Source organism: Bacillus sp. GMa5/1 (assembly GCF_050172015.1).
GTDB classification, from domain to species: domain Bacteria; phylum Bacillota; class Bacilli; order Bacillales; family Bacillaceae_G; genus Bacillus_A; species Bacillus_A cereus.
On the sequence record NZ_JBNLYC010000006.1, the window covers coordinates 72542 to 86189 of the forward strand.

The window sequence follows — 13648 nt, forward strand, 5'->3', positions numbered from 1 at the left end:
CAGTCCTGTGAGACCGGAAAGGGTGGCTTCTTTCTTGCACCCTAGTCTCACATGACTAGGGTATTTTTATGCAAAGGTTGTTATAAAAATTCAAAAGTGGTAACATAAAAATCAGAAAGATGAGGGATGACGATGAGCCATTTGTTAACGATGAGTGAATTATCGGAAGTAGAAATTTCAGAAATCCTAAAAGATGCAGAAGATTTTGCGAATGGAAAAGAGAGCAAAACGACAGAGCAAACTTTTGTTGCGAACTTGTTCTTTGAGAATAGTACGAGAACGAGATTTAGCTTTGAAGTTGCTGAGAAGAGATTAGGACTTGATGTTTTAAACTTTTCAGCTGATGCATCTAGCGTACAAAAAGGAGAAACTTTATACGATACGATAAGAACACTAGAATCAATCGGAACAAAAGCAGTGGTCATCCGCCACGAGCAAGATCGCTACTTCGATGAACTAAAAGATCAGGTGAATATTCCAATCTTAAACGCTGGAGATGGATGCGGAAACCACCCAACGCAGTGCCTACTCGATCTTCTTACAATTAAACAAGAGTTTGGAAGATTTGAAGGTTTGAAGATTGCAATAGTAGGAGATGTTCGTCATAGCCGAGTAGCACGTTCTAATGCAGAAGCATTAACGAAGCTTGGTGCAACAATTTACTTTGCAAGTCCAGAAGAGTGGAAAGATGAAGACAACACATTTGGAACATACAAACCATTAGATGAACTTGTTCCAGAAGTTGATGTAATGATGTTACTCCGTGTACAACATGAGCGTCATGATCATTATGAAACAGACATTATGAAAGAATATCATGAGAAACACGGATTAACAGTAGAAAGAGAAAAGCGTATGAAAGAAGGAAGCATTATTATGCATCCAGCTCCTGTAAACCGTGATGTTGAAATTGCAAGTGAACTTGTTGAGTGTGAGCGTTCACGCATATTTAAACAAATGGAAAATGGAGTTTACGTAAGAATGGCTGTACTAAAACGCGCCTTACCAAATGTATTAGGAGGAATGAAACATGAATTATTTGTTTAAAAATGGTCGTTATATGAATGAAGAAGGAAAAATCGTAGCAACGGATCTTCTCGTACAAGACGGTAAAATCGCTAAGGTAGCAGAAAATATTACGGCAGATAATGCTGAAGTAATCGATGTGAACGGAAAGTTAATCGCACCTGGATTAGTAGATGTACACGTACATCTTCGTGAACCAGGTGGTGAACATAAAGAAACAATTGAAACAGGTACACTAGCAGCGGCAAAAGGTGGATTCACTACAATTTGCGCGATGCCAAATACACGCCCGGTACCAGATTGCAGAGAACATATGGAAGACTTGCAAAAACGTATTGAAGAAAAAGCTCATGTTAACGTACTACCATACGGAGCAATTACAGTACGTCAAGCTGGTTCTGAAATGACAGATTTCGAAACATTAAAAGAACTTGGAGCATTTGCTTTCACAGATGACGGCGTAGGCGTACAAGATGCGAGCATGATGTTAGCGGCTATGAAACGTGCAGCAAAATTAGATATGGCAGTAGTTGCGCACTGTGAAGAGAATACGCTTATTAATAAAGGTTGTGTACATGAAGGGAAGTTTTCTGAGAAACACGGATTAAACGGTATCCCATCAGTATGTGAATCTGTACATATTGCAAGGGATATACTGCTTGCTGAAGCAGCAGATTGCCACTATCACGTATGTCATGTAAGTACGAAAGGTTCGGTACGTGTAATCCGTGATGCGAAACGCGCTGGAATTAAAGTAACAGCAGAAGTAACACCGCATCACCTAGTGTTATGTGAAGATGATATCCCATCAGCTGATCCTAACTTTAAAATGAACCCACCGCTTCGTGGAAAAGAAGACCATGCAGCATTAATTGAAGGTTTATTAGATGGAACGATCGATATGATTGCAACTGACCATGCACCGCATACAGCGGAAGAGAAAGCACAAGGAATTGAAAGAGCACCGTTTGGAATTACTGGTTTTGAAACAGCATTCCCGCTTCTATACACAAACCTTGTGAAAAAGGGAGTTATTACGCTAGAACAGTTAATTCAATTCTTAACAGAAAAGCCAGCTGATACATTCGGCTTAGAAGCAGGTCGCCTAAAAGAAGGTAGAGCAGCTGATATTACAATCATTGATTTAGAACAAGAAGAAGAGATTGACCCAACAACATTCTTATCAAAAGGAAAAAATACACCATTCGCAGGTTGGAAATGCCAAGGATGGCCGGTAATGACAATCGTTGGTGGTAAGATCGCATGGCAAAAGGAGAGTGCATTAGTATGAAAAGACAACTTATCTTAGAAGATGGAACAGTATTAATTGGAACAGGTTTCGGAGGCGAAATCGAAAAGTCAGGTGAGGTTGTATTTACAACAGGAATGACTGGATATCAAGAAACATTATCTGATCCATCATATTGCGGTCAAATCGTAACATTCACGTACCCATTAATCGGAAACTACGGCATTAACCGTGACGATTTTGAATCCATTCACCCATCTGTAAATGGTTTAATCGTAAACGAAATTTGTGATCATCCATCAAACTTCCGTAATGAAATTTCGTTAAATGATTACTTGAAAGAAAGAAATATCCCAGGATTAGCAGGGATTGATACGAGAAAATTAACGAGAAAAATTCGTCAATACGGTACATTACGCGGACGCCTTTGTAATATGGATGCAGATGTAGAGTACATTGTAAGTCAATTAAAAGCGACAGTATTTACAGATCATGTAAAACGCGTATCAACGAAAGATCCATACCCAAGCCCAGGTCGTGGTCACCGAGTTGTACTAGTAGACTTCGGTATGAAACATGGTATTTTACGAGAATTAAATAAGCGTGACTGTGATGTAATTGTAGTTCCTTACAACACAACAGCAGAAGAAATTTTACGCCTTAGCCCAGATGGAATTATGTTAAGTAATGGACCTGGAGATCCGAAAGATGTATCAGAAGCAATTGAAATGTTAAAAGACATTATCGGTAAAGTTCCTTTATTCGGAATTTGCCTAGGACATCAATTGTTCGCTCTAGCATCAGGTGCAAATACAAGTAAGTTGAAATTTGGTCACCGTGGTTTAAACCATCCAGTAAAAAATCTTGCAACTGGAAAAGTAGCAATTACATCTCAAAACCACGGATACGCAGTAGAAGAAGAATCAGTTGAAAATACAGATCTTGAAATTACACATGTTGCTTTAAACGATGGAACGGTAGAAGGTCTTCGTCATAAGAAGTTCCCAGCATTTACAGTACAATACCATCCAGAAGCTTCAGCGGGACCAGAAGATGCAAATGATTTATTCGAAGATTTCTTAACAATGATTGAAAACTTCAAGAAAGAAGGGGAAGAGTTATGCCAAAACGCCTAGACATTAACACAATTTTAGTAATCGGATCAGGACCAATTGTAATTGGGCAAGCAGCGGAGTTTGACTACTCTGGTACACAAGCTTGTCAATCTCTTAAAGAGGAAGGTTACAAAGTAATCCTTGTTAACTCTAACCCAGCAACAATTATGACGGATACTGCAACAGCAGATAAAGTATACATCGAGCCATTAACATTAGAATTCGTAAGCCGTATTATTCGTAAAGAACGTCCTGATGCAATCCTACCAACATTAGGTGGTCAAACAGGTTTAAACATGGCTGTTGAACTTGCAAAATCAGGCGTACTTGACGAGTGCGGAGTTGAAATTTTAGGAACAAAATTATCAGCAATCGAGCAAGCGGAAGATCGTGATTTATTCCGTACATTAATGCAAGATTTAAATGAACCAACACCACCAAGTGAAATTATTCATAACCTTGATGAAGCATATGGATTTGTAAATGAAATTGGTTATCCAGTAATCGTTCGACCAGCGTTCACATTAGGAGGAACGGGCGGCGGAATTTGCCATAACGAAGAAGAGCTAATTGAAATCGTAACAAGTGGTTTAAAACATAGTCCAGTAACACAATGTTTATTAGAGAAAAGTATTGCTGGCTGTAAGGAAATTGAATATGAAGTAATGCGTGATTCAAATGATAACGCGATTGTAGTATGTAACATGGAAAACATCGATCCAGTTGGTGTTCACACAGGTGATTCGATTGTAGTAGCACCGAGCCAAACGCTAAGCGACCGTGAATATCAAATGTTACGTAACACTTCATTACGAATTATTCGTGCACTAGGAATTGAAGGTGGATGTAACGTTCAGCTTGCGCTTGATCCATATAGCTTCCAATACTATGTAATCGAAGTAAATCCACGTGTAAGTCGTTCATCTGCACTAGCATCTAAAGCAACTGGATATCCAATTGCGAAATTAGCAGCAAAAATTGCAGTCGGCTTAACGTTAGATGAAATTGTAAACCCAGTAACACAAAAAACTTACGCTTGCTTCGAGCCAGCGTTAGACTATGTTGTTTCAAAAATTCCACGTTGGCCGTTTGATAAGTTTGAATCAGCGAACAGAACGCTTGGAACACAAATGAAAGCAACTGGTGAAGTTATGTCGATCGGACGTAACTTAGAAGAATCATTACTAAAAGCAGTTCGTTCTTTAGAGCTTGGCATTTATCACTTAGAATTAGACCACTTAAAAGAACTTGATAAAGAAACAATGAAAAAACGTATCATTAAAGCGGATGATGAACGACTGTTTATTGTAGCAGAAGCAATTCGCCAAGGTGTAACGAAAGAAGAAATCAATGAATGGTGTGAAATGGACTTCTTCTTCTTACAAAAAGTTGAAAACATCGTAAATATGGAACGTGAAGTAAAAGCGAATGTAGGAAATATAGAAGTACTACAAACTGCAAAAGAAATGGGCTTCAGCGATCACTACATTGCAGCAGCTTGGAACAAAACGGAGCGCGAAATTTACGATATGCGTAAAGAAAATAATATGATGCCAGTATTCAAAATGGTAGATACTTGTGCGGCAGAGTTTGAATCTGCAACGCCATATTACTACAGCACATATGCGGACGAAAATGAATCGATTGTAACAGATCGTAAGAGTGTAGTAGTTCTAGGATCTGGTCCGATCCGAATTGGTCAAGGTGTTGAGTTTGATTACGCAACAGTTCACTCAGTATGGGCAATTAAAGAAGCTGGATATGAAGCAATTATCATTAACAACAACCCAGAAACAGTTTCAACAGACTTCAGTATTTCTGACAAATTATACTTTGAACCATTAACGATTGAAGATGTAATGCACATTATCGATTTAGAAAAACCAGAAGGTGTTATCGTTCAGTTCGGTGGACAAACGGCAATTAACTTAGCAGCGAAACTAGAAGAACACGGTGTGAAAATTTTAGGAACATCACTTGAAGACTTAGACCGTGCAGAAGATCGTGATAAATTCGAAGCTGCTTTAACAAAACTTGGCATCCCGCAACCAGTTGGTAAAACAGCAACGACTGTAGAACAAGCGGTAGCAATCGCAGAAGAAATTGGTTACCCAGTATTAGTAAGACCATCTTACGTACTAGGTGGACGTGCAATGGAAATCGTATATCGTCAAGAAGAACTGCTGCACTACATGAAAAATGCAGTTAAAGTTCATGCAGATCACCCAGTATTAATCGACCGTTACATGGTTGGTAAAGAAATTGAAGTAGATGCAATTTCGGATGGTGAGAATGTATTCATTCCAGGTATTATGGAACATATTGAACGCGCTGGAGTTCACTCTGGTGACTCAATTGGAGTATATCCACCACAAAGTTTATCTGAAAAACTAAAAGAACAAATCATTGAACATACAATTGCACTTGGAAAAGGATTAAACATTGTTGGATTACTAAATATCCAGTTTGTAGTATTCAAAGATCAAGTGTACGTAATTGAAGTAAATCCACGTGCAAGCCGTACAGTACCGTTCTTAAGTAAAATTACAGGCGTACCGATGGCGAATGTTGCAACGAAAGTTATTTTAGGGCAAGACCTAGTAGAGCAAGGATACGGAACTGGCTATCACCCAGAAGAGAAAGAAGTATATGTAAAAGCTCCGGTATTCTCATTCGCGAAACTACGCTCAGTTGATACAACATTAGGACCTGAAATGAAATCAACAGGGGAAGTAATGGGTAAAGACTTAACGCTTGAAAAAGCATTATATAAAGGATTAGTTGCTTCTGGAATTAACATCCCAACGCACGGCTCAGTAATCATTACTGTAGCTGATAAAGATAAAGAAGAAGCGATGGAAATTGCAAAACGTTTCCACGAAATCGGCTATAACTTATTAGCAACAGCTGGAACAGCACAATCATTAGAAGAGCAAAATATCCCAGTACAAGTTGTAAACAAAATTGATTCTGAAGACTACAACTTACTAGATATTATCCGTCAAGGAAAAGCACAGTTTGTAATTAACACATTAACAAAAGGTAAACAACCAGCGCGTGATGGTTTCCGCATTCGCCGTGAATCAGTAGAAAATGGTGTGGCTTGCTTAACATCACTTGATACAACGAGAGCAATCTTACGAGTATTAGAATCTATGACATTCTCAGCTCATTCAATGAAAGAAATTACGCAAACAAAGCGTCACGAGGTGGTACATGCATGATGCAAAAGCAAAATATGATCGTCGTTAATCAAAAAGAAATCGCAAAAAATATTTACGAATTAGTGCTTCAAGGAACGTTAGTACAGCAAATGAACGAACCAGGGCAGTTTGTACACATTAAGGTAGCAGAGGGCATTGCGCCCCTTCTGCGCCGCCCAATTAGTATTTGTAATGTAGATCAAGAGAAGAACGAATTTACAATGCTATATCGTGCCGAAGGACAAGGGACAAAAACATTAGCAACTAGAAAACAAGGTGAAATGGTAGATGTACTAGGACCATTAGGACACGGTTTTCCTGTAGAAGAAGCAGAAGCTGGTCAAACAGCTTTACTAGTAGGCGGGGGAATTGGTGTACCACCACTTTATGAATTATCACAGCGCCTCGTTGCAAAAGGTGTACGTGTTATTCACATCTTAGGCTTTCAAACGAAAGATGTAGTTTTCTATGAAGAAAAATTTGCAGAACTTGGTGATACGTACGTTGCAACAGTAGACGGTACACACGGTACAAAAGGATTTGTCACAGATGTAATTGATAATTACGGAATTGACTTTGATATTCTTTATTCATGTGGTCCGTTAGCGATGCTTCGTGCATTAGAAGGACGTTACAAAGAGAAAAAAGCCTATATTTCATTAGAAGAACGTATGGGCTGTGGTATTGGAGCTTGTTTCGCATGTGTATGCCACTTACAAGAAGATCCAAGTGGACATTCTTACAAGAAGGTGTGTAGCGACGGACCAGTATTTCCAATCGGGGAGGTTGTACTATGAACAGATTGCAAGTTGAATTACCAGGATTATCATTAAAAAATCCAATTATACCGGCATCTGGATGCTTTGGGTTTGGTCGTGAATATGCACAGTTTTACGATTTAAGTGTATTAGGATCAATCATGATTAAAGCGACGACAGAACAACCACGTTATGGAAATCCGACGCCTCGTGTTGCTGAAACACCAGGCGGCATGCTAAATGCAATCGGACTTCAAAACCCGGGATTAGACAAAGTAATGAATTCGGAATTACCATGGTTAGAACAATTTGACCTTCCAATTATTGCAAACGTTGCAGGCTCACAAGCTGAGGATTACGTAGCGGTTGCGAAGGAAATTTCTAAAGCGCCTAATGTCCATGCACTAGAATTAAATATTTCTTGTCCGAACGTAAAAACAGGTGGTATCGCCTTTGGTACAAATCCTGAAATTGCTGCTGATTTAACGAAGCGAGTAAAAGAGGTTTCTGAAGTACCTGTATACGTGAAGTTGTCACCGAACGTGGCAAACATTGTGGAAATTGCAAAAGCGATTGAAAATGCAGGTGCAGATGGTTTAACGATGATTAATACATTGCTTGGTATGCGTCTAGATTTAAAAACAGCTAAACCAATTTTAGCAAACCGTACAGGTGGATTATCAGGTCCTGCGATTAAGCCAGTAGCAATTCGTATGGTACATGAAGTAAGCCAAGCGGTAAACATTCCGATTATCGGAATGGGTGGTATTGAGACAGCGGAAGATGTAATTGAATTCTTCTATGCTGGCGCAAGCGCAGTTGCAGTAGGTACAGCGAACTTTATTGATCCGTTCGTATGTCCGACAATTATTGAAGAGTTACCAGCATTACTAGATGAATTAGGATTTGATCACATTTCGGAATGTCAAGGAAGGAGCTGGAAGCAAACATGTCACAGTCGTTAATCGTTGCATTAGATTTTCCAGGGAAACAAGATGTAGAACAATTCTTGCGCCACTTTGAAGGGGAAGAGTTATTTGTCAAAGTTGGTATGGAGTTATTTTACAAAGAAGGCCCTGCGATTATTACGTACTTAAAAGAAAAAGGACATAAGATTTTTCTAGATTTAAAACTTCATGATATTCCGAATACAGTAAAAAGCGCTATGCGTAGCCTAGCTAGTCTAGATGTTGATATGGTAAATGTTCATGCTGCAGGGGGAAGCAGTATGATGAAAGCTGCGATTGAGGGATTAGAGGAAGGTAAGCAAGAAGGAAAAGAGAGACCGATTTGTATTGCAGTTACACAACTAACAAGCACTTCGGAAGCTATGATGAAAAAAGAGATCGGCATTGAGAAAACGTTAGAAGAAGCGGTTGCTCATTATGCAAAACTAACGAAAGAAAGTGGACTGGATGGCGTTGTTTGTTCAACACTTGAAGTTCCAAAATTACGTGAAGTATGCGGAAATGAATTTGTAACAGTAACACCGGGGATTCGTCTTGCAAGCGATGATGTAAATGACCAGGTGCGCGTAGCAACACCGAAACGTGCGAGGGAACTTGGCTCAAGCTACATCGTAGTTGGACGTAGTATTACAAAAGCAGAAAATCCGCTTGAAGCGTATAAAACAGTAAAACAACAGTGGGAAGGTGTAACAGTATGAAAAAAGAAATCGCATCGCATTTATTAGAAATTGGAGCAGTATTTTTACAACCGAACGATCCATTCACATGGTCTTCAGGTATGAAATCACCAATTTATTGTGATAACCGTTTAACTTTATCTTATCCAAAAGTACGTCAAGCGATTGCAGCTGGATTAGAAGAGTTAATTAAAGAGCACTTCCCAACTGTAGAAGTTATTGCAGGAACTGCAACTGCTGGTATTGCGCACGCTGCATGGGTAAGTGATCGTATGGATTTACCAATGTGCTACGTACGTAGTAAAGCAAAAGGTCACGGTAAAGGGAATCAAATCGAAGGAAAAGCTGAAAAAGGTCAAAAAGTTGTAGTAGTAGAAGACTTAATTTCAACTGGCGGCAGTGCAATTACATGTGTAGAAGCACTTCGCGAAGCTGGCTGTGAAGTATTAGGAATCGTATCAATCTTCACATACGAGCTTGAAGCAGGAAAAGAAAAACTAGAGGCAGCTAACGTAGCATCATACTCTTTAAGCGACTACAGTGCATTAACTGAAGTAGCGGCAGAAAAAGGTATGATCGGACAAGCTGAAACGAAAAAATTACAAGAGTGGCGTAAAAATCCAGCTAACGAAGCTTGGATCACAGCGTAACACGAAAAAAACGACCGCGGGGGAACGCGGTCGTTTTTTATATCATTGTTAAAACTTCAAGTAAAGTTCCATCAATATCAAAGAAAATCATATTACAATCTCCTTAACTACTTAGCGCTTTCTGCAAGCTCATATCCTCTTACAAACAATAAAGTCATATAAGAAACAATAAATGAGAAGATGCTGTACATGCCAACCCAAAAGAAAAATTTTGGAGTAAAGGCGATAACACCTATTATTAAAAAACTAGCAAACGTTACAATCGGCATTACGTAATACGTTTTCGTCTTGCGCGTTCCAATAACAGAAACGATAAAGATAAGTAATGGACAAATTAATAAGACGAAAATCAATTCATTCATAGGTATGTCCCCTTTTCTAATTGCAGTAATCTGTTTCTCGTAAACGTTTTGAAATAATTACTCTCCTAATATAATTTCGCTAAGTAATAACGAATCCCTCTTGAAAACTGATAATTCATGATGAATTTTACAAGCAAAAAACGTAAGCAAGAGAACACTTGCTTACGTTATAGAATAAACATCGCAACGATCGTGGTGACAATTAAACCGATAACAACCGGTAAAAAGTTTCGGCGTGCAAGTTCAAATGGATCGACTTTACAAATCGCAGCAGCAGGAATAAGTGCCCAAGGAATTAACGTCCCGCCTCCGGTCCATATAGCTGCAATTTGCCCGAGTGCTGTTAATGTAGCTGTTCCATGGCCAAGTGCTGTTCCAAAAAGATTGGCAATGGAACCAGCAAGTGATATACCTGAAAAACCTGATCCATCTAAGCCGGTAATGACACCAACGATGGTTAATGTCCCTGCCGATACATATTGATTTAAAGGAACAGTTTGAGATAAAGCGATGCCTAAGTCGTTAATGATTCCGTGTGAACCTTTCGGTAAATAGTCCCCGATAATTTTTACAAATCCACTATCTCCTAAATAAAAGAGTGCAGCGATAGGAATAACTGGTCCGAAAATTTTAAAGCCAAATTGGAGCCCTTCTATGAAATAATCGGTCGTTTTATTCAGTCCATTTCCTTTGTAGGCGATGAGGGAAATGATGATAATCATAATAACAGTCGTTCCGCCGATAAGTGCAGTTGCGTCGCTTCCTTGTAATTTAAATTGAATCATGCAAAGGATATCAATGATATATATGATAGGGATACAAATAGCGAGCCATTTTTTTATGCGAGAAGATAATGAAGTGAGCGTTTTAGAAGACTCAGTTGATGGAATAGCTTCTTGTATAGATAAGCCTGTATGAAACTCTTTTCGTAAGAAGAAAAAAGCGACAGAAGTTGTCACAATGCCCATAACGATAACGAGTGGAACACTTGCAGATACGATGCTGGAAACAGGGAGACCAGCCGCGTCTGCAGTTAATTTCGGTGCACCTTGAATAACGAAGTCTCCAGATAAGGCGATGCCGTGTCCAAATAAGTTCATAGCAATTGCAACCCCAATTGGAGGAAGGCCGACACGTACAGCAACCGGTAATAAAATAGCTCCCATTAAGGCGACAGCTGGAGAAGGCCAAAAGAAGAAAGAAATGGTCATCATTAAAAGGCCGATAATCCAGTAGGCGAGTGTAGGTGTACGAATCATTTTTGTAAATGGTGAAATCATCGTATCATTTATGCCAGTATGAACGAGTAAATTGCTCATTGATACGATAATGGAGATGATTAATATAGTTGGTAATAGCTCAGTAATGGCGTAAATGAAACTTTGAAAAATTCCGCTAATGGCAAGAGGGATAGAACTTGTTGCAGTTAATGCTAATAAAAAGATAAAAACGATACAAATGATAGTCGTATCTTTTCGGAGAATAAAAAAGGTAATAATAGTGAGTAAACAAATAATGTAGAGAGCGTGTAATAGCGTTAATTCAACTCCCATAACATTCACATCCTTTAGGCATTCGTGTAGTGTATTGTATGAAAGCAGTGAAAGTATGTGAGTATAGGAAAAAGAAAAAATGAAATTTCATGTACTGTAATGGTAAGAATGATAAATGGGTGTTACAATACAAAAAATCCTAAAAATGGAATTGAAGGAGAACTTATGCGCAAAAAAATTGGGTTTTGGGGATTTACCATATCTTGTAGTCTATTAATCACTTTAAATTTGTTTACAAACAATGAATGGATCAGTATCATACCTGTTTTCGGCTTTGTTTTTATACTGTTATATAACTGGGATGATATGAAACAATATAGTAAGAAAAGTATCGGAATTATGATAGGTGTCATTGTTGTTTGCTCATTTTTCGTAGGGTTTATTTTAATAGAAGGGCAGAAACAAATAGAGAAAACGTCTATTTTTCAAGAATGGATGTCGTCTGCAAAAGGTCTTTATATTGTAATTATAGCTGTTATTTTTCTAAGAATTATTATAAGCATAGCAAGTTACGTATTAAAGGAGAAGTAGAATGGGGGAGTACGAATGAGAGAGAAAATAGGATATTATGGTGTGCTCGTTTGTTTACTATTATCAGTTATTTCAGGACAATTCCTTAACAGTGACTGGGTACCAGCTATATTATGTATAGGAGTATTGATTTTTGCATCTATGTATCGTTGGAATGAATGGAAAGCATATAGCCGAAAAAAGAAATTTGTTTTCAGTATCGAGTTTGTCATTATTATTAGCACAATTCCGTTTTTGCTATTGAAAGGAAATGAGATAATAGATGGAATTGTAATGTTTTAAGGGTGGTTATTTATTGCGAAAATGCTGTATTTAATATGTATATTAATGTCGGTAGTGGTAATCGTTAAAAAAGTAAACGAAAAGTTATTCGTTAATGAATAAAAGAAAATGCCACCTTATTCGGTGGCATTTTTTTCTATGATTTCAACAAGGAATAACAATTAGTTCCCGATTTGATTTTGTAATAACTTCATAGCCTTCTTTTGTAATGACGATATCGTCTTCAATTCTACAACCGCCCCAGTTCGGAATGTAAATACCAGGTTCAACTGTAACAACCATACCTTCTTCTAAAGTAGCCGTACTTTCTTGAGATAAGCGAAGAGGTTCATGTATTTCTAACCCAAGACCGTGCCCAGTAGAGTGGCCAAAGTATTGACCGTATCCATGTTCTGTAATGTAATCCCTCGTTATATCATCGATACTTTTCGCAGTTTCTCCAGGCTTAATCGCTTCAGTCCCACGTTTTAACGCTTCTCGTACAACATTGTATATTTTTTTGAATTCTTCCGATGGTTCCCCTATTGCTACAGTACGTGTTATATCGGAACAATATCCGTCGTAAAGTGCACCGAAGTCTAATGTAACGATATCCCCTCGTTCGATTATTTTATTTGATGCAACTCCATGGGGAAGTGAAGAACGAACGCCTGAGGCTACAATGATTTGGAATGAAGAAGATGTAGCCCCTTTTTTTCGCATGAAAAATTCTAATTCATCTCGTACAGCATTTTCACTTATTCCTGGTTTTAGAAACGTAAGAATGTGGTGAAATGCTTCGTCCGCGATATTAGCTGCAATTTTCATTGTTTCTATTTCAGGCGTGTCTTTAATGATACGAATATTTTCGATAATTTCGCACACTTGAATCATTTCCGCCTGTACGTATTTTTGCAAGTTTTTATATTGTTGCAATGTCATGTTGTTTTCTTCAATTCCAAGTTTTTGAATGTTTAATTTCGATACTTGATGTGCAATTTCTTTTTCTAAATTTCCTTTATGCATAATAATTTCAGCATCTTTTATTTGTGATTTCGCTTGATCTACATAGCGGAAATCAGTGATAAAAACAGCTTGATCGGCAGAGATTAAGACGACGCCAGCGCTACCTGTAAAGCCTGTTGCATATTGACGGTTTTCTTTCTTTGTAATAAGTAACCCGTCGATTCCGTAATTATGTAGTTGTTTTTGGATGTTAGTTATTCTTATATTCATTTTAATTCCTCCTTTTTACATTAATAAAGCAAGAATTGTGCCAATATATTTATTTAGAA

The 13648-nt window shown here is 38.2% G+C and carries 12 protein-coding genes and 1 pseudogene; 10 read left to right on the forward strand and 3 right to left on the reverse strand.

Annotation, left to right across the window (positions count from 1 at the left end; all coding sequences use genetic code 11):
- Window positions 1-132 precede the first annotated feature (132 nt).
- From pyrB to pyrE, 8 genes are read left to right on the forward strand one after another with little or no spacing between them, the layout of a single operon-like run.
- Window positions 133-1047, forward strand: coding sequence for an aspartate carbamoyltransferase (gene pyrB / locus ACQGSG_RS03070; protein ID WP_000018849.1), 915 nt, complete (start codon window positions 133-135; stop codon window positions 1045-1047).
- Complete coding sequence (gene pyrC / locus ACQGSG_RS03075; protein ID WP_001108367.1) at window positions 1031-2317, forward strand: dihydroorotase; 1287 nt, start codon at window positions 1031-1033, stop codon at window positions 2315-2317. The genes pyrB and pyrC overlap by 17 nt, the downstream gene beginning before the upstream one ends.
- Window positions 2314-3411 carry a carbamoyl phosphate synthase small subunit gene (locus tag ACQGSG_RS03080; protein ID WP_000828684.1) on the forward strand — a complete coding sequence of 366 codons (1098 nt, stop codon included), beginning with the start codon at window positions 2314-2316 and terminating at the stop codon, window positions 3409-3411. Before pyrC ends, ACQGSG_RS03080 begins: the two co-directional genes overlap by 4 nt.
- A complete protein-coding gene (gene carB / locus ACQGSG_RS03085; protein WP_001126097.1) occupies window positions 3396-6614 on the forward strand; it encodes a carbamoyl-phosphate synthase large subunit in 3219 nt (1072 codons plus the stop codon). The genes ACQGSG_RS03080 and carB overlap by 16 nt, the downstream gene beginning before the upstream one ends.
- On the forward strand, window positions 6611-7390 hold the full coding sequence (pyrK, locus tag ACQGSG_RS03090; protein WP_000983359.1) for a dihydroorotate oxidase B electron transfer subunit: 780 nt from the start codon (window positions 6611-6613) through the stop codon (window positions 7388-7390). The genes carB and pyrK overlap by 4 nt, the downstream gene beginning before the upstream one ends.
- A complete protein-coding gene (gene pyrD, locus ACQGSG_RS03095; RefSeq protein ID WP_001081049.1) occupies window positions 7387-8316 on the forward strand; it encodes a dihydroorotate oxidase B catalytic subunit in 930 nt (309 codons plus the stop codon). Before pyrK ends, pyrD begins: the two co-directional genes overlap by 4 nt.
- Window positions 8301-9017 carry an orotidine-5'-phosphate decarboxylase gene (pyrF, locus tag ACQGSG_RS03100; protein ID WP_000083496.1) on the forward strand — a complete coding sequence of 239 codons (717 nt, stop codon included), beginning with the start codon at window positions 8301-8303 and terminating at the stop codon, window positions 9015-9017. Before pyrD ends, pyrF begins: the two co-directional genes overlap by 16 nt.
- On the forward strand, window positions 9014-9646 hold the full coding sequence (pyrE, locus tag ACQGSG_RS03105; RefSeq protein ID WP_000711449.1) for an orotate phosphoribosyltransferase: 633 nt from the start codon (window positions 9014-9016) through the stop codon (window positions 9644-9646). The genes pyrF and pyrE overlap by 4 nt, the downstream gene beginning before the upstream one ends.
- Before the next feature lie 107 nt (window positions 9647-9753).
- Here pyrE and ACQGSG_RS03110 read toward each other — a convergent pair whose 3' ends face one another.
- Window positions 9754-10008 carry a YbeF family protein gene (locus ACQGSG_RS03110; protein ID WP_001003933.1) on the reverse strand — a complete coding sequence of 85 codons (255 nt, stop codon included), beginning with the start codon at window positions 10006-10008 and terminating at the stop codon, window positions 9754-9756.
- Window positions 10009-10175: 167 nt separating this feature from the next.
- Window positions 10176-11561, reverse strand: a complete 1386-nt coding sequence (locus ACQGSG_RS03115; RefSeq protein ID WP_000537865.1) for a hypothetical protein — start codon at window positions 11559-11561, stop codon at window positions 10176-10178.
- Between the two features lie 165 nt (window positions 11562-11726).
- Between ACQGSG_RS03115 and ACQGSG_RS03120 the strand changes: the two genes are divergently transcribed.
- On the forward strand, window positions 11727-12092 hold the full coding sequence (locus ACQGSG_RS03120) for a YoqO family protein (protein WP_001227565.1): 366 nt from the start codon (window positions 11727-11729) through the stop codon (window positions 12090-12092).
- Window positions 12093-12107: 15 nt separating this feature from the next.
- Window positions 12108-12476, forward strand: a pseudogene (locus tag ACQGSG_RS03125) (YoqO family protein).
- Between the two features lie 42 nt (window positions 12477-12518).
- Here the strand turns inward: ACQGSG_RS03125 and ACQGSG_RS03130 are convergent.
- Complete coding sequence (locus tag ACQGSG_RS03130; RefSeq protein WP_001026210.1) at window positions 12519-13589, reverse strand: M24 family metallopeptidase; 1071 nt, start codon at window positions 13587-13589, stop codon at window positions 12519-12521.
- Between the last annotated feature and the right edge of the window lie 59 nt (window positions 13590-13648).

Excerpts from the sequence above, each read along its gene's own strand:
- pyrB (WP_000018849.1), top strand. The coding sequence starts at position 133 with ATGAGCCATTTGTTAACGATGAGTGAATTATCGGAAGTAGAAATTTCA.
- pyrC (WP_001108367.1), top strand. The coding sequence starts at position 1,031 with ATGAATTATTTGTTTAAAAATGGTCGTTATATGAATGAAGAAGGAAAA.
- ACQGSG_RS03080 (WP_000828684.1), top strand. The coding sequence starts at position 2,314 with ATGAAAAGACAACTTATCTTAGAAGATGGAACAGTATTAATTGGAACA.
- carB (WP_001126097.1), top strand. The coding sequence starts at position 3,396 with ATGCCAAAACGCCTAGACATTAACACAATTTTAGTAATCGGATCAGGA.
- pyrK (WP_000983359.1), top strand. The coding sequence starts at position 6,611 with ATGATGCAAAAGCAAAATATGATCGTCGTTAATCAAAAAGAAATCGCA.
- pyrD (WP_001081049.1), top strand. The coding sequence starts at position 7,387 with ATGAACAGATTGCAAGTTGAATTACCAGGATTATCATTAAAAAATCCA.
- pyrF (WP_000083496.1), top strand. The coding sequence starts at position 8,301 with ATGTCACAGTCGTTAATCGTTGCATTAGATTTTCCAGGGAAACAAGAT.
- pyrE (WP_000711449.1), top strand. The coding sequence starts at position 9,014 with ATGAAAAAAGAAATCGCATCGCATTTATTAGAAATTGGAGCAGTATTT.
- ACQGSG_RS03110 (WP_001003933.1), bottom strand. The coding sequence starts at position 10,008 with ATGAATGAATTGATTTTCGTCTTATTAATTTGTCCATTACTTATCTTT.
- ACQGSG_RS03115 (WP_000537865.1), bottom strand. The coding sequence starts at position 11,561 with ATGGGAGTTGAATTAACGCTATTACACGCTCTCTACATTATTTGTTTA.
- ACQGSG_RS03120 (WP_001227565.1), top strand. The coding sequence starts at position 11,727 with ATGCGCAAAAAAATTGGGTTTTGGGGATTTACCATATCTTGTAGTCTA.
- ACQGSG_RS03130 (WP_001026210.1), bottom strand. The coding sequence starts at position 13,589 with ATGAATATAAGAATAACTAACATCCAAAAACAACTACATAATTACGGA.